The sequence below is a fragment of the Ralstonia sp. 22111 genome (assembly GCF_052045895.1).
Lineage (GTDB): Bacteria > Pseudomonadota > Gammaproteobacteria > Burkholderiales > Burkholderiaceae > Ralstonia > Ralstonia wenshanensis.
Genome location: NZ_JBQEPR010000004.1, coordinates 278,370 through 296,251, shown reverse-complemented (window position 1 = coordinate 296,251; position 17,882 = coordinate 278,370). Strand labels below are relative to the sequence as shown.

The window sequence follows — 17,882 nt, the reverse complement described above, 5'->3', positions numbered from 1 at the left end:
ATAAAGTACTTGCTTAACTATTCAGAGTCGCTATAGTTAACCACATGCTTAACCATGACACTTCCCTCGATCTCGCCTTCCAGGCCCTGGCCGACGGCAACCGGCGCGCGATGCTGGTGCAGCTCGTGCGCGGGCCGGCCTCGGTGAGCGAACTTGCCCAACCCCTCGATATCTCGCTGCCCGCGGTGATGCAGCACCTGTCGGTGCTGGAGAACTCCGGTCTCGTGCGATCGGAAAAGGTGGGCCGCGTGCGGACCTGCCGTATCGAACCCGAGGCGCTGAGCCTCGCCGAGCAGTGGATCAACCAACGACGCCTGGAGTGGGAACAGCACTTCGACCGCCTGGGCGCCTATCTGGAAACGCTCAAAACCCAAGGAGACTTGCATGACGACGACCATTGAAAGCCCCGCCGGCACAACCCTGCGCCCCCTCGTGATCTCACGCACCTTCCCCGTTTCACGCGACTGGGTCTTCAAGGCCTGGAGCACCGCCGACCACATCAAGCGCTGGTTCTGCCCGACGCACTTCACGGTGCCGGACGCAACAGTGGAGTTTCGCGTAGGGGGCAAGTTCGATGTGTGCATGCGCTCGCCCGAGGGGCAGGACCACTGGTCGCGCGGCCACTTTCTGGAGATCGTGCCCAACGCGCGCCTCGTCATCGACATGAACGTGGTGGATGGCGACAACCGCCCGCTGATGAACGCCCACACCGTCGTCACGTTTGCCGAAGAATGCGGCGGCACGCGCATGGAAGTCACGCAGACCCACACGCCGCTGGCGCCAATTGCCGAGATGATGATCAAGGGCGCGTCCGAAGGCTGGAAGCAGACGCTCGACAAGCTGGAGCGCGAAGCCGCAAGCGTGCCGGTGGCCGATGGCATCCAGCGCTCGGTCGTGCATGCCACCTTTACGGTGGAGCGCACGTACGACGCACCGCGCTCGCGCGTGTTCAAGGCGCTGACCGACCCGGCCGCCAAGGCCAAGTGGTTTGCCGGCGGCAACGGCTACACGCTGCTCGTGCGTGAAATGGATGCCACGCCCGGCGGCCGCGAAGTCGTGAAGGGCCGGTGGGACAGCGGCGTCGTCTCCAGCTTCGAGGCGCTGTATCACGACGTCATCCCGAACGAACGCGTCGTCTATTCGTATGTGATGCACCTGGACGATCGCAAGATTTCCGCCTCGCTGGCCACGCTGGAGTTGCGTGAGCCCAAGGACGGCTCCGGCGGCACGCACCTCGTCATGACGGAGCAAGGCGCCTTCCTCGATGGCTACGACGATTCCGGATCGCGCGAGCGCGGCACGCAGTTCCTGCTCGACATGCTGGGCAATTCGCTCAAGGACTGAGCATCTGCAATACGTCGCGCGCGACGGCCGCCAATGCGACCGCCGCGCCGACGATGAGCAGCATTCCCCAGAGCAAGCCGCCCAGGTGCGCCATCAGCGCCTGGCGCGGTGTCATTTTGCATACTGCGCGATGCCGTGGCCGAACGACCAGTTCTCGGGCAGCACCTCCACGAGGTTGATGAATACGTCTTCGGGCCGTACGCCGGGCTTGTCGCCCAGCAGCTCGACGATGCGGCGATAGAGCGCCTGCTTCTGCTCACGGTTGCGCGTGTTGTTGGCGGTGATCTGGATGATCACCACGTCGTCGCTGCGCGCGATGCCGAAGTAGGTCGGACTGACGCTGAAGGTGCTCGCGTCGTGCTCGGTCAGCGTCATGAAGCGGTCGTCTTCCGGCACGTTGAATGTTTCGCGCATGGCGCGATAGACGCCGTCGAAAATGGCCTGGTGATAAGCGGCAGGCTTGCCGCGCCGCAGCGACACTTGAACGAGGGGCATGGTCCACTCCTTGGTTTGCAGTGACCACAGCATGCCCCACATTGCTCATTGCAAAAAGACATCCTAAGATATTTCAATCATTCGATTTCAAAATGATTGAACATGAGAATGCTCGACCTGGAGGCTGTCCAGGCCTTCGTGCTGACGGCCGATCTGAAGAGCTTCACGCGCGCGGCAGAAGCCATGGATTCGACGCAATCCGCGGTGAGCCTAAAGATCAAGCGGCTGGAAGATGCACTGGGCCGCCGGCTTCTGGAGCGCACGCCGCGCCTGGTGCGGCTGTCGCAGGATGGCGCGGCGTTTCTCGCGGCAGCGCGTGACCTGGTCGCTGCGCACGAAGGCGCGCTGGGCTCGTTTGGCGTGGAACGGCGGCGCTTGTCGGTCGGGATGAGCCACCACATCGTCGGCGCGGAACTGCCGCGCCTGTTGCGACAGATGGGCCGGGCCGAACCGACGCTCACACTGGAAATCCGCATCGCCAGTTCCTGGGAAGTCCTGGAGATGTTCGAAGGCGGCGTGCTGGATGCCGCCATCGTGCTGCGCCACGACAACCGCCGCACCGACGGCGAGATCCTCATGGAAGAGCCTTTCGGCTGGATGGCCGCACCCGATTTCGAGCACCGCGCGGGCGAACCGGTCCGCCTGGCCAACCAGACCGAAACGTGCCGCATCCGGCAGATGGCAACAACGGCATTGGACGCCGCGGGCATCGCCTGGCAAGAGGTGTTTATCGGCGGTGGCGTCGCCACCATCGGCGCGGCGGTGGCGGCCGGCCTTGCAGTGGCGGCACTCAGCCGACGCGTCGCACCCACCGGCACCATCGATGTGGGCGATGCGCTTGGCCTGCCGCCGCTGCCGTCGCGCAGCGTGGTGCTGCATTCGCGGCTCGCCGATCCAGCCGCAAAGAAGGCGTTGCGGACCTTCGCCTCCACCCTGCGGGCCACGGGCGGACGGTAGCAGGACGCCTCTGCCGCACGCGCATTTTGCGCAATCGCTGCACCGCGCGACGGCGGCGGGGCGACTATGCTTTGCCGCATGAAGCCCCGCACCGAACACGACTACTACCGCCGCATCGCCCGCGTCATCGAGGCGATCCTGGCCGACCCCGCCGCGCCGCATACCTTGCAGAGCCTGGCGGCGGTGGCGCACCTGTCGCCATTTCACTTTCATCGCATCTACCGCGCGCTCACCGGCGAAGGCGTGTTCGAGACCGTCCAGCGCCTGCGGCTGGCGCAGGCTGCGCACCGTTTGAGCGGCGTGGAAGACTCCGTCACCGATGTCGCGCTCAACGTCGGCTACGGCAGCCCGCAGGCATTCGCACGCGCTTTCCGCGAGTTCACCGGCGTGAGCCCGCGCGCGTTCCAGACCCGGCAGCAGGCGCTGAATGTGCGCAGCGCCGAGACCGCAGACCTGCCCCCCATCGAGCTGATCGAACAGCCGCCGCTGCACGCGCTCTGCCTGCGCCACAACGGCCCCGTCGCCACCATCCGTCAGACATTCGTCACGCTGCGGCAGCTGCTCGGCATCGAGTTGGAATCGGCGGACGCGCCCGACCGCATTGGCATCTGCTATGGCGATCCGGAAACGCCCGGCTCGTTCGAATACTTCGCGGGGGTGATCCTAGATGCGCCGCGCGCGATCACGGGTCGCCTGCAACCGATGCGCATCGAAGGCGGTCTCTACGCTTGCCATCGGCTGATCGGCCCCTATGCGCTGATCGCACCCACCATGCAGGCGCTCTATGGCGGCTGCCTCCCCAGCTATGGCTTCGAACCGGACGACCGGCCGGCGCTTGAGCTGTATCGCAGCCCCGGGCGGCACCACCCGCCGCGCGCCTGCGTGACCGACCTGATGATTCCCATCCGCAAGGAGTGAAGATGTTGCGTCGTTGCCTTGCCGCCGCGCTGGCGGCCTTTGCCGTGGGCGCGCCCTATGGCGGTTCCGCCAATGAGCCTGCTGCGCCGTACCACGTCGGTAAAGCCACCCGCGCATTCCATCCGCAGGCCGAGCGCCATTGGCGTGGGGCGCGCACGCAGGCGCTGATCACCAACGTCTGGTATCCGGTGGACATTTCCGTACCGGAGGTTTCGCACAACGTCGATGTGCCCGGCGCGTCGCCGTTCCGCATGCAGCCATCTGCGGGGGAGGCGCCCGTCGCTTCAACGCAGGCTCAATATCCGCTGCTGCTGCTTTCACACGGCACCGGCGGCACAGCCGGAAGCCTCGATTGGATGGCCGCTGCCCTGGCCGCGCACGGCTACATCGTCGCGGGCGTGAACCACCCGGGCAACACGGCGCTTGAACCGCTCACGCGCGAGGGCTTCATGCTCTGGTGGGAGCGCGCCACCGATATGAGCGAAGTGTTGGATGGCGTGCTTGCCGATCCCGTATTGGGCGCGCATGTCGATCGCACGCGCATCGGCGCCGTGGGCTTTTCGTTGGGTGGCTATACCGTTCTGGAGCTGGCCGGCGCACGCACGGATGTCGCGGCCTTCATGGCGTTCTGCGGCTCGCCACAGGCAGACGCCATCTGCCACCCGCCGGAGATGGCCCGCGCGCAGATCAGCCCCGCTGCCGACACAACAAGGTCACCGCAGACGGAAGCGTCCCTCGCCCGCTCCGGAGCGTCCTACCGCGACGCACGCATCAAGGCCGTTTTTGCGATGGCGCCCGCCCTGGGCATGGCGATGGACGCCACGTCGCTCGGCAACATCGGCATCCCCGTCTCGCTGATGGCCGGAGACGCGGATGTCACCGTGCCCGTCGACACCAACGCGCGACGCGCCGCCAAGATGCTGCCCAAGGCCGATCTGCTGCTGGTGCCGGGCGCGTCGCACTACACGTTCGTGGATACGTGCCTGCCAGGTGCCGCACCCCATGTGCCGGTGCTGTGCAAGGACAACCCCGGTGTCGATCGCGATGCGGTGCATGCCCAGGCCGTGCGCCGGGCGCTGGATTTTTTCGCCGCGACGCTGCCCGGTCAGACCTGAACGCCGCCCGCGATTTGGTGCAGATCGATTACTGCTTCTGCACCGCCACGCTGCCGATCGAATAGCCCGCGCCAAACGAGCAGATCATGCCCAGGTCACCCGACTTCAGATCGGCACGATGGCGGTGGAACGCAATGATGGAACCTGCCGATGCCGTGTTGGCGAACTCGTCGAGAATGACCGGCGCCTCGTCGGCCGATGCGTCGTGCCCAAGCAGGCGCTTGCCGATCAGCTGATTCATTGCCAGGTTGGCCTGATGCAGCCAGAAGCGGCGCACGTCGGCCGGGGCGTGGCCCAGTTGCTGCAGATGGCCGGCAATGTGCTCGGCGGCCATCGGGCAGACTTCCTTGAAGACCTTGCGGCCTTCCTGGCGGAAAAGCTGATCGCGGTCGTCCGGGTTGCGATCTTCGCTGCGCGAGAGGTAGCCGGCGTTGTTGCGGATGTTGTTGGAAAAGCTCGTCGCGCATTTGGTGCCGAGCACGCGCCAGGCGTCTGTGGAGCGCGTGTCTTCGGCGCGCTCGACCAGCACGGCCGTGCACACGTCACCGAAGATGAAGTGGCAATCGCGGTCTTTCCAATCGAGGTGGCCGGAGGTGATTTCCGGGCTCACCACCAGCGCGGCGCGCGCCGTGCCGCTGCGCACCGCATTGATGGCCTGTTCCAGCCCGAAGGTAGCCGACGAGCACGCGACGTTCATGTCGAACGCATAACCGCCCGCGCCAATGCCGTTCTGAATCTCCACGCCCAATGCCGGATACGGGCGTTGGAAGTTGGACGTCGCGCACAGCAGCATGTCGACGTCTGCGGCATCGCGGCCGGCGGCGGCCAATGCATCGCGCGCGGCGGCCACGCCAATCTCGGCTTGCAGCGAGAGCGCATCGTCAGGCCGCGGCGTCAGATGCGGGCGCATGCGCGTGGGGTCCAGCACGCCGGCCTTGTCGACCACGTAGCGCTGGCGAATACCCGACGCCTTCTCGATGAACTCCGCCGACGACTCCGCCAGCGCCGTCAACTCGCCCGCAGCAATCGCTGCGGCGTGCTGCGCGTTGTAGAGCTGTGCGTATGCGTTGTAGGAGGCGACCAGCTCCTCGTTGGTGATGACCTCGGGCGCGACCCACAGGCCCGTGCCGCTGATGACGACGTCGTGCATACCCGGAATGTGTGAATTTTTCGTGGCGGCGACGATAGCACATCGGCCTGGCAATGCGGGGCGCAGGATGTGGTCGTTTACATCTACTTTGACCTTGCGCTCCCACGCGCACATGGGCCGGCGGGCAACCCCCAGCGGAAAACAATGCGTTACGCTAACCGCCATCTCACAACTTCGCAGGAAACCCGCATGTCTATGCCCAGAACTTCCCGACTTGCCCAAGCGTGCGTGGCCGTGGGTGCCGCCCTCGTCACCACGCTGGCGCTGGCCCATCCGAAGCTGCTCTCGGCCAATCCCGCCGACAAATCGACGGGACCTGCGCCGGCCCAGATTGCGCTCCATTTCTCGGAAAAACTGGTCGCGCAGTTCTGCGACGCAACACTGGTCATGACGGCAGCATCCGGCCCCACAAATGTCGCCTCCAAGGTCGCCACGAGCACCGACGGGCGCACGCTGACCGTATCCCCCACGCAGCCCCTCGCGCCCGGGGCCTACCGCGTCGACTGGCATGTCGTGGCCGCAGACACCCACCGCGTGGCCGGCAACCTCACGTTCCAGGTGAAGTAACGCGATGCCGGAGGACTGGCTGGCCGTCACCCTGCGCTTTGCGCTGTATCTGGATTTGATGGTGCTCTTTGGCGTATCGCTCTTCAGCCTTTACGCGCTGCACCCAACCGATCGGCCGTCGGCCATCTCGCGGTTGTACGGCAGGGTGACCGAAGCATCGGTATTGGCCGGCATCGTGCTGTCGATCTGGGATGTGGTGGCCATGGCCGAAGCGATGACCGGCGCCACGCGCTACAGCGAGCTGACCCGCCATGTCTTCGACATGATCCTGACCGGCACGGCAGTCGGCGCGGCATGGCTGGTGCGCGTAGTGGTGCTTGCCGCCGGTCTGGTCGTGGGAATCGCATGGCGCGGAAATACCCGCCGCCAACGAGTGGGGTTTGCTGCTTCGGGCGCCATCGCACTCGCCACGCTTGCGTGGGCCGGGCACGGCGCCATGGACGACGGCGTGCGCGGCATGTTCCATCTCGCTGCCGACATCGCACATCTGCTGGCGGCTGGCACGTGGGTGGGTGCGCTGGTCGCTTTCGTGTTGCTGTCGTCGGCTGCGAAGGCCAGCACGCCAGATTCGGTGCAAACACTCGGCCGTGCCGCAAGCGGCTTCGCGATCATAGGTACGTGCATCGTTGGGATGTTGGTCGCCACGGGCGTCGTCAACTACGTGTTTGTCGCCGGCCCAATGTTCGATCCACTCTTCACCATGCCGTATGGATGGTTGCTGCTTGGCAAGCTCACGCTGTTTGCGTTGATGCTCGCGCTGGCTGCAGGCAATCGCTATCGATTGAGCCCCCGGCTTGCAGCCGCCATCCGCACGGGCGACTGCACGGGCGCTATCAAGACGCTGCGCACCAGCCTGCTGGCGGAAGCCTGTCTTGCCGTGCTGATTCTGGCGCTTGTGGCGTGGCTTGGCATGCTTTCGCCGTTGCCTTCGTAGCGCCCGCACAGGCAGCAAAGCAAAACGAACGTTGGCGCCCCCCAGACAACAGCTTGGGGCTCGGGCTTGGCATCAGCAGCGAAGGAATGACCTGGGGCATGCGGCCCGGACTATTCATCGCATGCATTACCGGTCATTCAAAGAATAAATTTCACAAATAATGCGTGCGCCGCTAATCTGATCCTCTTTGATTTGGCGAGCAGACGATGGCGGAGCTTTATCTCGTACGGCACGGACAAGCCTCGTTTGGCGCGGCAGATTACGACCGGCTCTCCGAACGCGGCGAGCAGCAGAGCCTCTGGCTTGGTGAATATTTCGCGCGACATGACATCGTTTTTGATCGCGTCATCTGCGGCACCCTGCGCCGACATGAGCAGACCGTCGACGGCATCCTGCGCGGCATGGGCACTTCGGGCATGGCGGTTGAGCAGCATGCCGGGCTGAACGAATACGACTTCCAGGGGCTGTTTGCCGCGCTCGGCGAAGATTTTCCAGAGCTGACGCAACTGGCTTCGGGCTCGATGCGCGATCACTACCGGGCGCTCAAGCAGGTGCTGCACCTGTGGTCGGACGACAAGATCCGCGGACCGCTGCCCGAGACGTGGGCCGCCTTCCAGCAGCGCGTGGCCGATGCACGCGCCGCGATCCAGGCCGGCGGCGGGCAGCGTGTGCTGGCGATCAGCTCCGGCGGCCCCATCGCCGTGACCGCACAGCAGGTGCTGGCCGCACCGCCCACCAGCGCCATCGCGCTGAACCTGCAGATCCGCAACAGCAGCGTCTCGCAGTATTTCTTCAACGCCGAATCGTTTCAGCTCGCCACCTTCAACGGCATCCCGCATCTGGACGATCCGGCGCGACGCGCTTTCCAGACATACGGTTGATCGCCCTGGCGGCCGACCAAAACACAAAACCATTGGAGGAGCACACCATGAGCACGAACCTGTTCGACCTGACCGGAAAGATCGCCCTGGTCACCGGCGCCAGCCGCGGCATTGGCGAAGAGATTGCCAAGCTGCTGGCAGAACAAGGCGCGCACGTGATCGTGTCGAGCCGCAAGCTGGGCGACTGCGAGGTCGTGGCCGAACGCATCCGCGAAGCCGGCGGCAAAGCTGAAGCCCTCGCCTGCCACGTCGGGCGCATGGAAGACATTGCGGCGGCGTTCGACACCATCCGCCGCACGCACGGCCGGCTAGACATTCTCATCAACAACGCGGCGGCAAACCCGCACTTCGGCCACATCCTCGACACGGATCTGGCGGCCTACGAGAAGACCGTGGAGGTGAACATCCGCGGCTACTTCTTCATGTCGGTCGAAGCCGGCAAGATGATGAAGGCGCAGGGCGGCGGCGCGATCGTCAATACGGCGTCGGTCAATGCGCTGCATCCGGGCGACAAGCAGGGCATCTACTCCATCACCAAGGCCGCCGTGGCCCACATGACGCGCGCGTTCGCCAAGGAATGCGGGCCCTTCGGCATTCGCGTGAACGCGCTGCTGCCGGGGCTGACCAAGACCAAGTTCGCGGGCGCCCTGTTCGAAGACAAGGCCACCTACGACCGCTGGATCAGCGAGATCCCGATGCGCCGCCACGCCGAGCCGCGCGAGATGGCCGGCACGGTGCTTTACCTCGTGTCAGATGCAGCGAGCTACACCAACGGCGAGTGCATCGTCGTCGATGGCGGCATGACGGTCTGACAATGGGGCGCTTACCGCATCGGCTGAGCCGCCTGTCACGCTAGTGCGGCGCGGCCGCAACATCGTCCTTGAAATCTGTGAATACCTGTATATATTTACAGTAACTGTAAATTTATACAGCATTCACCATGGACGATCTGATCCGCATCGAAAACGAGTACGACCGCCAGACGGTGCTCTGGCTGCGCGAGCGCCTGGGTGAACAGGCGCTGAACGAAGTCGTGTTGCGCATGGATGTGCGCGGGCGGCCCTATGCGTCGGAAGTCTGCCGTACCCTGGGCCTGACGCCGCCGCCGCGCAAGCGGGCGACACCGCGTGCGCGACCGCTCAACCGGGCCGTTGGCGAGGCCTATCTGGCTACCATTCGCGGCATCCTGGGCGGCGGGCACGCGGCGGCGTAAGGCTGGCGTGCGTTAATCAGCAAGCGTGGCAGCCGTTTCTTCGCGCAACCAGGCCAGCCACGCGCCGGCCGCGCTATCGGGCGCAATAGGCGCATCGGCCAGCAGGTAATAGCGCGAGCCATCACGCCGGAACCCTTCGGGCGCAATCAGCCGCCCATCTTTCAGGTCATCAATGGCCATCAGCTTTGATGCGATGGCGGTGCCCTGCCCCGCCAGGGCCGCCTGCAGGCTCAGATAGAAATGTTCGTAGCGCCCCTCGGGTAACCGGCCACGCGGCCGCGCCGTGCTGCTGGCCCGCCACCACGCCTGCCAAGCATCGGGGCGCGTGGCGGTGTGCAGCAGCCGTCGGCACGCGGCGGGATCCGCTTGGCGAGCGTGCACCGGACCGATCCACTCATCGCAAATGGCCGCCGCATGCACGTGTGCGGGCCATGCAAAGTCATCGCGGCGCACTGCCACGTCCACTCCGGTGCGTGCGAAATCGATTGGGCCGCCCGCGGCAAACAGATGCACCTGGATGGCCGGATGCCGGGCCTGGAAGCGCGACAGCCGCGGGATCAACCACCGCATCGCCAGCGTCGGTTCGCATGACACCACCAGCGCCGATGACGTTGCCCGGCGCGCAATCCGGTCGATGCTATCGGTGAGAATAGAGAACGCATCGGTAGCAGCGAGCCGCAACTGTTCGCCCGACGGCGTCAAGAAGACTGCCCGGTTGCGCCGCTCGAACAGCTCCACCCCCAAAGATGCTTCCAACTGCCGTATCTGGCGGCTGACAGCCCCATGTGTCACGTGCAATTCCTGCGCCGCGCGCACGAAGCTGCCATGTCTGGCGGCGGCTTCAAATACACGCAGGGTATTCAGCGGAGGTAGCGCCATCTGTCAGTTTTTCTCACCGAAAAACGGCATCATAATTCGATTTTCAGCGATGGCGGAGGCCTCCAGAATCGGCGCATCCTCACTTTGCAATTGCGCCCGACATGACCGAACTCCTTGCTGTTGCCGTCATCACCATCCTGGCCGTCATCAGTCCGGGCGCGGACTTTGCCATGGTCACGCGCAACAGCCTGCTGCATGGACGGCGCGCAGGCGTGCTATGCGCACTGGGCATTGCGCTGGGCGTGCAGGTGCACGTGTTCTACACAATGTTTGGCGTCGGGCTGCTGATTGCGCATGCGCCAACGCTTCTGCAGGGCATCAAGCTGGTAGGCGCGGCGTACTTGGTGTGGATTGGCTGGAGGACGCTGTCGGCCAAGGCGTTGCCCAGCGGTGAGGCAAGCGCCCACGGCGTCGGCACGCCGACGCTATCGACCCTCGCCGCACTGCGCATGGGCTTTCTTACCAATGCGCTCAACCCAAAAACAACGCTGTTCGTGGTCAGCACGTACACGCAGGTCGTTCACGCGGGCACACCGCTGGTCGCGCAGTTCGGCTACGGCGTGTTCATGTCAGCAGCGCATGCGGCGTGGTTTGCATTGGTGGCAATGGTGTTTGCGTCAGGTGCGTTGCGACGTTCGCTGCTGGCACGGCAGCGCATCGTGGACCGTGTGATTGGCGTGATCCTGATCGGGTTGGGATTGGCACTGGGGCTCGCGCGGCTTGCGTGATGTCCTGCACGGCGGCCCGCCCATGCCTGCACCCATGCCGTCCGTCCCAGGTCTTCTGCTGCATTAACAGGCGCCAGCCCGTTTGAGACAGTGCCCTCGCGCCCTGCCCGTCGCCACGCGGCGATGAAGGCCACCGCGCAAACCTGACTCGCAGCACAACCTCACACCTGGAGTGCAACCATGCAATGGAATCGCGCCTTCACCGACCTCATCCGCAACGGCCGCGCAGCTTACTGGGGCAACTGGACGCTCGCGCCCACCATCAAACCCGGCGCCGTGGGTTTTGTGTCGCCCGACACCGGCGACTTCACGCCCGTCAAGCCGGAAACCCCGGGCGTGGCCATCAACACGCGCACCGTGCCGAATCAATGGAAGCTGTCGACCAACAACGTCCACCGCACCGAGACCAACGTCAAACTCGATGGCTCGGCCACCGATCCTGAGAGCGGCACAAAGATCAACGCGGGCGTGGAAGTGAAATGGGAGTTCTCGTCCGTCGGGTCGATTGCCTCGGAGTTCGGCATTGCCTCGGAGTCGTACATCAACGACCTCACGCAGCTCACGCGGCCCGACACGATCAAGTGGCTGGCCGAGCAGGCGCAGTCCGTGAGCATGGGCTCCGGCGGCAACATTGCGCAGGGCTTCGGTGTGGTGACCAGCGTGATCCTGGCCAACAGCGGGCTGAACGTGGGGTCGCAAGACAACAACTCGTCGTTCTCGATCACGGGCTCGGCGGGTGCCGTGCATGACATGCTCGGCAGCGCGACGGGCAAGGGATCGTTCGTGTCGGTCAACCAGACCAAGAGCGTCGACCAGCACCTGTGGCCGTTCGAGCCGGGCAAGCAGGCGCCGGCGCCCATTCCGGTCGCCTACACGTTTGCGTCGTTCGACGGCAACCTGCTGATCCCGAACTGGATCACGCGCCTGGGCGGCTTCGAGATCTACTTCAACAACAAGCCGGGCTGCACCTACGTCACGCATATCAAGCTGCGCTACAACACGCCGCAGGGCCCGCGCAGCGATGAGTTCTCGCTCAGCGGCGGTATCTCCAAGACGGTCGCGAACATCCCGCTCAACGCCACCGATATCCAGGTCGACGTGAAATTCCAGGGCGTCGTGAACAGCGACAACTATTCGTTCCGCTGGCCCAACCCGCTCGGCCAGTGGCTGACCGGCCGGCGCGAGATCGAGATGACGGGCGTGTGGCCGGGCCCGACCCACGCCGTCGAGAAGTAACGCCCAAAGGCAGAAAGCAAAGCGGCGGACCTTCCGGGAGGGGACGTCCGCCGCGCTGCATCTGTATGCGGTGTGGGTCGCGTTACGCCGCCTGCTGGCGCTTGCGCTCGATATCCGGCAGGAACACCGTCAACAAGCCGATAAGCGGCAGGAACGAACAGAGGTGGTAGACGTTGTAGATGTCGGTCGCATCGGCCAGCTTGCCGAGCACCGCGGCGCCAATGCCACCCAGGCCGAACGCAAACCCGAAGAACAGGCCCGACACCATCCCGACCTTGCCGGGAATCAGCTCCTGCGCATACACGAGGATGGCCGAGAACGCCGAGGCCAGCACCAGCCCGATGATCACCGTCAGCACGGCGGTCCAGAACAGGTTGGCGTACGGCAGCAGCAGCGTAAAGGGCGCCACGCCAAGGATCGACACCCAGATCACGACCTTGCGGCCCACCCGATCACCAATCGGCCCGCCCACGATCGTGCCCACCGCCACCGAGAACAGGAAGAGGAACAGGAACAGCTGCGACGTCTGCGCCGACAAGTGGAACTTGGTGATCAGGAAAAACGTGTAATAGCTGTTCAGGCTCGCCAGGTAGAAGTACTTGGAGAACAGCAGCACAACCAGCAGCGTCATCGCAAACGCCACCTGCTTGCCGGACAGCTTGACCGCGGCATGCGCCCTGCCACCCGCCTTGCGACCATGGCCCGCGGCACGTTCACGCTTGTACCAGCCGCCTACGTGGTAAAGCACGAAGATAGCGATCAGCGCAGCAATCGAAAACCATGCCAGGCTGTGCTGCCCATACGGCATGATGATGATTGCCGCGAGCAGCGGCCCCATCGCGCTGCCCACATTGCCGCCCACCTGGAACAGCGATTGCGCCAGCCCATGACGGCCACCCGAGGCCATACGCGCCACGCGCGACGATTCCGGATGGAAGATCGATGAGCCCGTGCCCACCAGCGCCGCCGCCAGCAGCACCGTGCCAAAGTTGGGCGCCACCGACAGCAGCACCAGCCCCACCAGCGTAAAGCCCATGCCCACCGACAGCGAATACGGCTTCGGATGCTTGTCGGTATACAGCCCGACCATCGGCTGCAGCAGCGACGCAGTGATCTGGTACGTGAGCGTGATCAGCCCGATCTGCGAAAAATCGAGATGGAAGTTGCCCTTGAGCAGCGGATAGATCGCCAGGATCAACGACTGCATCATGTCGTTGAGGAAGTGCGCGAAGCTGATGGCGCCGATCACGCCAAAGCCGGTCTTGTCGGCCTGCGCGGCGGGGGCTGCCGATGCAGCGGCCGTGCCGTTTGCGGTGGTTTGCATGATGGTTTGAGGTCACGAGGATGAGGCAAGGAAGCGCTCAATCTTGCGCCCAAACGGTGCAGGCGTGTTACCGCAAATTCGACAACGATTAACGCAAACCGGACAAATTACTGTCGGGGCAGAAGCGTCAGCCCGCGCGGCGCCATTTCCACCAAAACACCGCCCCTCTTCCCGCAAACCCTTGCCCAGCTTGCCCTGGCAGGTAGCTAACGTGTTAGCCGTTTTCTCGCCCGGGGCTACTCCGTTCGGAGCATGGCCGCTCAGGAGACGCTTTCTATACTCGCCAGCATGGACTGCAGAACGACGCCAGAAGCAAGCGCAAGGCGCCAGTGCCGACAGCCTGACGGAACCCGCTGCGTAAGCAATTTCACACGCACAACGATCCGCAAACCGAACCGATGACCAGCATCGAGATGCCGCACATCGGCCAACATGGGAGGGGAGCCATGATGATCCTGCTAACGGGAACGCTATGCCGCGCGATGGGAGACCTTTTCTATCAGGCCCTGCTCGACGACCGGGTCGTCTGCTGCTTCGTCACGTCCGAAGCCGTGGATGTCACCGGCAACGCCACGCGCCCGCCGCCCGCTTCGTTCCCGTGTACCGACCCTCGGCTCGCTGACGTCTCTCGGTCAGCGAGTTATTGCGCGCCCCTCGTCCCGTAGGGCGCGCTCTTTTCTGCCGATGCCGTCAGCGCGGGGGCGCTGGCGGGTCACCCCGCACCTCAACCCAAGAGACAGATGCCTCAGCCGATCAGCTCGGCGTCCGTCAGCTCGCGCTTCATATAGGCGTACACCACCGGCGCGGCAATCACGCCACCCAAACCAAACAACGCCTCCATCACGATCAGCGCGAGGATCAGCTCCCACGCGCGCGCATCGATGCGGCTTCCGATGATGCGCGCGTTCACGAAGTATTCCAGCTTGTGCACCACCACCAGAAAGATGAGCGATGCCACCGCCAGCTCCAACGACGCGGTCACACTCATCACCACGATGGCCGTGTTGGAGATGAGGTTGCCCGCCACCGGAATCAGCCCCGCCACGAAGGTCAGCAGGATCAGCGATTTGGAATACGGCACGTGCTGGCCGAACAGCGGCAGCGCACCCAACAGGTAGATGGCGGCGAGCGCCGTATTGAGCGCGGAGATTTTCACCTGGGCAAACACCACGGCTTCGAACGCATCGGTCAACCGGCTCAGCCGGTTCACCAGTGCTGCGGCCAGCGGCTTGTGGTGCTCGGGGTCAAGCGTATCCGACCACGCCACCATCGCCCCCAGGATCAGCCCGACCAGCATCAATGCGCTTGCACGCAACCCGTCGATACCGAGAGTCGACACCTGATGGCCATGCTCCTTGATCATCTGCACAAGCTGCACACGCAGCTCGGTCACCGATTGCGGAACGTAATTGACCACCGCCGCCGGCAACGATTCCCGAACGTTGTCGAGCACGTCGGCAATGTGCGTGAGCATCCCTTCCAACCCATGCCCGTGCTCGACCAGGCGGCCGATCCCGGTGCCGAGGCCAGCCAGAATAAGGGCGGCAATGACGGACACGCAGATCACGGCAATCGACTTCGCGCGCTGGGACAGCCTGCTGCGCTCGCGCAAGCGCGCCTCCAGCTTGCACGCCAATGCATAGACAAGAAAGCCGGCAATGGCGGCCGGCAAGAGGTGCAGCCACAGCACGGCAGCAATCATCGCCGCAACCAGCACGTAGCTGACAGCGTTGATGGAGCGAGCGGGTGCGCTGGAGGGAAGCTCGGGAGGCAGCATCGTCATGAAAACAGGCCGGCAGCAATGTTGATGGAGAGCGCGAGGATGCTCGTATTGAAAAAGAACGACAGCAGCGATTGCCCCAGCACCGCCCGCCGCATCGCACGCGAACGAATGCTGATATCGGCCGTCTGGCTGGCGACCGCGATCGTAAAGGAGAAGTAGAGGAAATCCCAGTAATCGGGCTCGATCTGGTCGTCGGGAAACCGCAATGGCGGCTCGTGTGGCGCACGGTAATACAGATGCGCGTAATGCACCGTGAACATCATCGGCACCATGAGCCACGCGCCCAGCACCGTGATACCGGTGAACAGGTAGTGCGACGACTGCGCATGCCCCGCCGACTTGGCCGTCGCGAGTTCAAACGCAATGGCCACCATGCTGGCCACCACGCCCAAGCAGACCACTGCCAGCACGGCCGAGGCACGCTCGTCTTCGCGGCGGGCGACGGCGCGGATGCGGCGTGGATCTGCGCCCAGCATCATCAACGTGATCAGGATGAGGTACGCCCACACGGCGATGTCCCAGCCGAGCAGCAGACGCGCAAGCCACCCATGCGCTGGCACAACAGCGACCGCTACAGCGCCCAGCGCAAACGCCGACAGCAGCCGCGGCCGTGTCGCTGCAAAGCGGGAAACCTGGGAGATCTCGGAGGACTTGTCTTGCGGGTTCACGTGCGCCTCAGGTGCGTGATGGGGGTGTTCACACAAGGCCGGCACCGCCAGCCGATGAGGCGACATGGTAGCCGCTTCAGCGCAGCATCAGGACAGAGAGAGCATTGAAGCAAACGAGCGCTTGCAGCGCTCCTGCAGGCGCTCGTGCGTTGAGAGCTGCTCTGCGATGACGGTGGCTTCCGGATACACGCGGCACATGCCGATCATGGCGGTCTCAAGCGACCCCTGCGAGCCGGCCTGGAACTGGAATTGCTCCAGCACCGTGTCATCGGCATCACGCACGGTGATCTGGAATGGGCCCGGCGTGACGGTCGCACAGCCAGCCAGCATGGCAGCCGCGGCCAGCGTAGGGCACAGGAGGGAGCGGGTCGGACGACGGAAACGAATCATCATGGCTTCCTGGTTGCGATGAGAGTAAGACGCCGCAATGGCAACTCGGTTCGCAATCATCTCGCTTCCCGGTGACGCAAACAAAAACGCCCGCTGTGTGCGGGCGCTTTTGCGGGACGAACCAGGCTCAGGCCACGGCGCCTTCGGTGTACGGGTCGAACTTGCTACCGGCCTTGGCACCTTCGGTGTACGTATCGAACTTGCCGGCACGGGCCAGTGCACCTTCGGTGTACGGGTCGAACTTGCCGGCACGAGCCAGTGCGCCTTCGGTGTACGTATCAAACTTGCCGGCACGAGCCAGTGCACCTTCGGTGTACGGGTCGAACTTGCTGCCAGCCTTGGCACCCTCGGTGTACGTATCGAACTTGCCGGCACGAGCCAGTGCGCCTTCGGTGTACGGATCAAACTTGCTACCGGCCTTGGCGCCTTGCGTGTACGGATCGAACTTGTCGCTAGCCTTGGCGCCATCCGAATACACGTCGAAACGTTGGCTGACTTGCGTGGCACCTTGCGTGTACACGTCAAACTTGGCTGCTGCCAGGGCCGGCACACTTGCCAGGGCGATCAGGGCAGCAATCAGGGTACGTTGGGCTTTCATGATGTCTTCTCCAGATGGGCGCAGCGCGTCGGGCAGGCGATCCGGGCATTTCCTGGATCTTCTTTTTCGCTGCGGCGCCGCATTCGATGGAGTCATCGTAGGCGAGCCTGTTCAGACAATAAATGTCGCGACAGACAATTTATTGTTGCGATATGTGAAATTACGGGAAAACCCGCATCAACAGTGGTTTTGCGGCCTGCATCAAAGGCTGGCGGGCTAATTTGCGCAAATACAGAATGTGACTTTTTCGTCAAAAGCCAGCGTTGTGCGACTCTCGAACGGGTTTTATTGTTGCGCTCTGACGCATTGCATCATGATTTCGAGACCCGCACAGATTGTCATTTCCCGATACAAACGCGCACAGGTTGGCGAATGACTCTGTGTCACACTGCGCGGCATTCTCTTTCAAACCCACCGACGATGAAACGCCTTCTGCTCGCAGTGTCCCTGCTTGGTGCTGCACTCCTTTCGGGCTGCGGCGTGGTGGCCGCGCCATGCCGCGTGGCATCGGCGGGCCTGAAGATGGTGCCGTTGGTGGGGCATGTGGCGGCCGCGCCCACCGACGCCTGCGCCGACATCATCGATTGAGCGCAATGACCAATAGCCGCTGAATTGACATCAGAACCGTGATGCGTTTCGGGGGAGGCAACGCTGGCCTCCCCGACTGCTCTGGCTATCCGCTGAACCTCTTTGATTGGTTCA

General features: G+C 64.0%; 22 protein-coding genes. 13 read left to right on the top strand and 9 right to left on the bottom strand.

Annotated elements, in window-relative coordinates; genetic code table 11:
- Nucleotides 1-44: 44 nt before the first annotated feature.
- Both ACTJK4_RS13210 and ACTJK4_RS13205 read left to right on the top strand, forming a co-directional pair.
- Nucleotides 45-401: an ArsR/SmtB family transcription factor gene (locus tag ACTJK4_RS13210; RefSeq protein WP_027679942.1), complete on the top strand. Its 357-nt coding sequence runs from the start codon at nucleotides 45-47 to the stop codon at nucleotides 399-401.
- Entirely contained in the window at nucleotides 385-1,344 is a 960-nt protein-coding gene (locus tag ACTJK4_RS13205; protein ID WP_440818101.1) for an SRPBCC family protein, read from the top strand. Before ACTJK4_RS13210 ends, ACTJK4_RS13205 begins: the two co-directional genes overlap by 17 nt.
- On the opposite strand, the gene ACTJK4_RS13200 is transcribed toward ACTJK4_RS13205, so the two are convergent.
- Nucleotides 1,334-1,459: a hypothetical protein gene (locus ACTJK4_RS13200; RefSeq protein ID WP_440818100.1), complete on the bottom strand. Its 126-nt coding sequence runs from the start codon at nucleotides 1,457-1,459 to the stop codon at nucleotides 1,334-1,336. The two genes, ACTJK4_RS13205 and ACTJK4_RS13200, sit on opposite strands and share 11 nt — an antisense overlap.
- Entirely contained in the window at nucleotides 1,456-1,839 is a 384-nt protein-coding gene (locus ACTJK4_RS13195; protein ID WP_102066096.1) for a tautomerase family protein, read from the bottom strand. The genes ACTJK4_RS13200 and ACTJK4_RS13195 overlap by 4 nt, the downstream gene beginning before the upstream one ends.
- A gap of 102 nt (nucleotides 1,840-1,941) precedes the next feature.
- Here ACTJK4_RS13195 and ACTJK4_RS13190 point away from each other — a divergent pair, with 102 nt between their 5' ends.
- The 3 genes from ACTJK4_RS13190 to ACTJK4_RS13180 all read left to right on the top strand — a co-directional run bounded on the left by ACTJK4_RS13190 (nucleotide 1,942) and on the right by ACTJK4_RS13180 (nucleotide 4,829).
- A complete protein-coding gene (locus ACTJK4_RS13190; protein WP_102065359.1) occupies nucleotides 1,942-2,796 on the top strand; it encodes a LysR family transcriptional regulator in 855 nt (284 codons plus the stop codon).
- Nucleotides 2,797-2,874: 78 nt separating this feature from the next.
- Nucleotides 2,875-3,714, top strand: coding sequence for an AraC family transcriptional regulator (locus ACTJK4_RS13185; protein ID WP_440818099.1), 840 nt, complete (start codon nucleotides 2,875-2,877; stop codon nucleotides 3,712-3,714).
- A gap of 2 nt (nucleotides 3,715-3,716) precedes the next feature.
- Nucleotides 3,717-4,829 carry an alpha/beta hydrolase family protein gene (locus ACTJK4_RS13180; protein ID WP_440818098.1) on the top strand — a complete coding sequence of 371 codons (1,113 nt, stop codon included), beginning with the start codon at nucleotides 3,717-3,719 and terminating at the stop codon, nucleotides 4,827-4,829.
- Nucleotides 4,830-4,857: 28 nt separating this feature from the next.
- Here ACTJK4_RS13180 and ACTJK4_RS13175 read toward each other — a convergent pair whose 3' ends face one another.
- Entirely contained in the window at nucleotides 4,858-5,979 is a 1,122-nt protein-coding gene (locus ACTJK4_RS13175; RefSeq protein ID WP_440818097.1) for a beta-ketoacyl-ACP synthase III, read from the bottom strand.
- A 189-nt stretch (nucleotides 5,980-6,168) separates the two neighbouring features.
- On the opposite strand from ACTJK4_RS13175, the gene copC reads away from it, so the two are divergent.
- From copC to ACTJK4_RS13150, 5 genes are all read left to right on the top strand, one after another.
- Nucleotides 6,169-6,546 carry a copper homeostasis periplasmic binding protein CopC gene (copC, locus tag ACTJK4_RS13170; RefSeq protein WP_440818096.1) on the top strand — a complete coding sequence of 126 codons (378 nt, stop codon included), beginning with the start codon at nucleotides 6,169-6,171 and terminating at the stop codon, nucleotides 6,544-6,546.
- A gap of 4 nt (nucleotides 6,547-6,550) precedes the next feature.
- Nucleotides 6,551-7,480, top strand: a complete 930-nt coding sequence (gene copD, locus ACTJK4_RS13165) for a copper homeostasis membrane protein CopD (RefSeq protein ID WP_440818095.1) — start codon at nucleotides 6,551-6,553, stop codon at nucleotides 7,478-7,480.
- Nucleotides 7,481-7,686: 206 nt separating this feature from the next.
- A complete protein-coding gene (locus tag ACTJK4_RS13160; protein ID WP_316871780.1) occupies nucleotides 7,687-8,361 on the top strand; it encodes a histidine phosphatase family protein in 675 nt (224 codons plus the stop codon).
- A gap of 47 nt (nucleotides 8,362-8,408) precedes the next feature.
- Nucleotides 8,409-9,173, top strand: coding sequence for an SDR family oxidoreductase (locus ACTJK4_RS13155; RefSeq protein ID WP_232039071.1), 765 nt, complete (start codon nucleotides 8,409-8,411; stop codon nucleotides 9,171-9,173).
- A 128-nt stretch (nucleotides 9,174-9,301) separates the two neighbouring features.
- The gene (locus ACTJK4_RS13150; RefSeq protein WP_009239962.1) at nucleotides 9,302-9,574 is read left to right on the top strand and encodes a hypothetical protein; all 273 of its coding nucleotides are present in this window, start codon (nucleotides 9,302-9,304) and stop codon (nucleotides 9,572-9,574) included.
- Nucleotides 9,575-9,586: 12 nt separating this feature from the next.
- Here the strand turns inward: ACTJK4_RS13150 and ACTJK4_RS13145 are convergent, their stop codons facing one another.
- Complete coding sequence (locus ACTJK4_RS13145; RefSeq protein ID WP_440818094.1) at nucleotides 9,587-10,453, bottom strand: LysR family transcriptional regulator; 867 nt, start codon at nucleotides 10,451-10,453, stop codon at nucleotides 9,587-9,589.
- 101 nt (nucleotides 10,454-10,554) lie between these two features.
- On the opposite strand from ACTJK4_RS13145, the gene ACTJK4_RS13140 reads away from it, so the two are divergent.
- Nucleotides 10,555-11,181 carry a LysE family translocator gene (locus ACTJK4_RS13140; protein ID WP_440818093.1) on the top strand — a complete coding sequence of 209 codons (627 nt, stop codon included), beginning with the start codon at nucleotides 10,555-10,557 and terminating at the stop codon, nucleotides 11,179-11,181.
- Between the two features lie 180 nt (nucleotides 11,182-11,361).
- Nucleotides 11,362-12,417 carry a hypothetical protein gene (locus tag ACTJK4_RS13135; RefSeq protein ID WP_414562708.1) on the top strand — a complete coding sequence of 352 codons (1,056 nt, stop codon included), beginning with the start codon at nucleotides 11,362-11,364 and terminating at the stop codon, nucleotides 12,415-12,417.
- 82 nt (nucleotides 12,418-12,499) lie between these two features.
- On the opposite strand, the gene ACTJK4_RS13130 is transcribed toward ACTJK4_RS13135, so the two are convergent.
- The 5 genes from ACTJK4_RS13130 to ACTJK4_RS13110 form a co-directional block, all read right to left on the bottom strand.
- Nucleotides 12,500-13,741: an MFS transporter gene (locus tag ACTJK4_RS13130; protein WP_232039066.1), complete on the bottom strand. Its 1,242-nt coding sequence runs from the start codon at nucleotides 13,739-13,741 to the stop codon at nucleotides 12,500-12,502.
- 745 nt (nucleotides 13,742-14,486) lie between these two features.
- On the bottom strand, nucleotides 14,487-15,524 hold the full coding sequence (locus tag ACTJK4_RS13125) for an AI-2E family transporter (protein ID WP_440818092.1): 1,038 nt from the start codon (nucleotides 15,522-15,524) through the stop codon (nucleotides 14,487-14,489).
- On the bottom strand, nucleotides 15,521-16,192 hold the full coding sequence (locus tag ACTJK4_RS13120; RefSeq protein ID WP_440077893.1) for a DUF1345 domain-containing protein: 672 nt from the start codon (nucleotides 16,190-16,192) through the stop codon (nucleotides 15,521-15,523). Before ACTJK4_RS13120 ends, ACTJK4_RS13125 begins: the two co-directional genes overlap by 4 nt.
- Nucleotides 16,193-16,279: 87 nt before the next feature.
- On the bottom strand, nucleotides 16,280-16,582 hold the full coding sequence (locus ACTJK4_RS13115; protein ID WP_316871906.1) for a hypothetical protein: 303 nt from the start codon (nucleotides 16,580-16,582) through the stop codon (nucleotides 16,280-16,282).
- 127 nt (nucleotides 16,583-16,709) lie between these two features.
- Nucleotides 16,710-17,180 (bottom strand): hypothetical protein, encoded by a 471-nt coding sequence (locus ACTJK4_RS13110; protein ID WP_440818091.1) that lies wholly within the window; start codon nucleotides 17,178-17,180, stop codon nucleotides 16,710-16,712.
- A 420-nt stretch (nucleotides 17,181-17,600) separates the two neighbouring features.
- Between ACTJK4_RS13110 and ACTJK4_RS13105 the strand changes: the two genes are divergently transcribed.
- A complete protein-coding gene (locus ACTJK4_RS13105; RefSeq protein ID WP_232039061.1) occupies nucleotides 17,601-17,768 on the top strand; it encodes a DUF6726 family protein in 168 nt (55 codons plus the stop codon).
- Nucleotides 17,769-17,882 lie beyond the last annotated feature (114 nt).

Coding starts and splice junctions, on each gene's coding strand:
- ACTJK4_RS13115 (WP_316871906.1), bottom strand. CDS start 16,582: ATGATTCGTTTCCGTCGTCCGACCCGCTCCCTCCTGTGCCCTACGCTG.
- ACTJK4_RS13150 (WP_009239962.1), top strand. CDS start 9,302: ATGGACGATCTGATCCGCATCGAAAACGAGTACGACCGCCAGACGGTG.
- ACTJK4_RS13135 (WP_414562708.1), top strand. CDS start 11,362: ATGCAATGGAATCGCGCCTTCACCGACCTCATCCGCAACGGCCGCGCA.
- ACTJK4_RS13145 (WP_440818094.1), bottom strand. CDS start 10,453: ATGGCGCTACCTCCGCTGAATACCCTGCGTGTATTTGAAGCCGCCGCC.
- ACTJK4_RS13155 (WP_232039071.1), top strand. CDS start 8,409: ATGAGCACGAACCTGTTCGACCTGACCGGAAAGATCGCCCTGGTCACC.
- ACTJK4_RS13180 (WP_440818098.1), top strand. CDS start 3,717: ATGTTGCGTCGTTGCCTTGCCGCCGCGCTGGCGGCCTTTGCCGTGGGC.
- ACTJK4_RS13210 (WP_027679942.1), top strand. CDS start 45: ATGCTTAACCATGACACTTCCCTCGATCTCGCCTTCCAGGCCCTGGCC.
- ACTJK4_RS13205 (WP_440818101.1), top strand. CDS start 385: ATGACGACGACCATTGAAAGCCCCGCCGGCACAACCCTGCGCCCCCTC.
- ACTJK4_RS13160 (WP_316871780.1), top strand. CDS start 7,687: ATGGCGGAGCTTTATCTCGTACGGCACGGACAAGCCTCGTTTGGCGCG.
- ACTJK4_RS13200 (WP_440818100.1), bottom strand. CDS start 1,459: ATGACACCGCGCCAGGCGCTGATGGCGCACCTGGGCGGCTTGCTCTGG.
- copC (WP_440818096.1), top strand. CDS start 6,169: ATGTCTATGCCCAGAACTTCCCGACTTGCCCAAGCGTGCGTGGCCGTG.
- ACTJK4_RS13175 (WP_440818097.1), bottom strand. CDS start 5,979: ATGCACGACGTCGTCATCAGCGGCACGGGCCTGTGGGTCGCGCCCGAG.
- ACTJK4_RS13130 (WP_232039066.1), bottom strand. CDS start 13,741: ATGCAAACCACCGCAAACGGCACGGCCGCTGCATCGGCAGCCCCCGCC.
- ACTJK4_RS13140 (WP_440818093.1), top strand. CDS start 10,555: ATGACCGAACTCCTTGCTGTTGCCGTCATCACCATCCTGGCCGTCATC.
- ACTJK4_RS13190 (WP_102065359.1), top strand. CDS start 1,942: ATGAGAATGCTCGACCTGGAGGCTGTCCAGGCCTTCGTGCTGACGGCC.
- ACTJK4_RS13110 (WP_440818091.1), bottom strand. CDS start 17,180: ATGAAAGCCCAACGTACCCTGATTGCTGCCCTGATCGCCCTGGCAAGT.
- ACTJK4_RS13195 (WP_102066096.1), bottom strand. CDS start 1,839: ATGCCCCTCGTTCAAGTGTCGCTGCGGCGCGGCAAGCCTGCCGCTTAT.
- ACTJK4_RS13125 (WP_440818092.1), bottom strand. CDS start 15,524: ATGACGATGCTGCCTCCCGAGCTTCCCTCCAGCGCACCCGCTCGCTCC.
- ACTJK4_RS13185 (WP_440818099.1), top strand. CDS start 2,875: ATGAAGCCCCGCACCGAACACGACTACTACCGCCGCATCGCCCGCGTC.
- ACTJK4_RS13105 (WP_232039061.1), top strand. CDS start 17,601: ATGAAACGCCTTCTGCTCGCAGTGTCCCTGCTTGGTGCTGCACTCCTT.
- copD (WP_440818095.1), top strand. CDS start 6,551: ATGCCGGAGGACTGGCTGGCCGTCACCCTGCGCTTTGCGCTGTATCTG.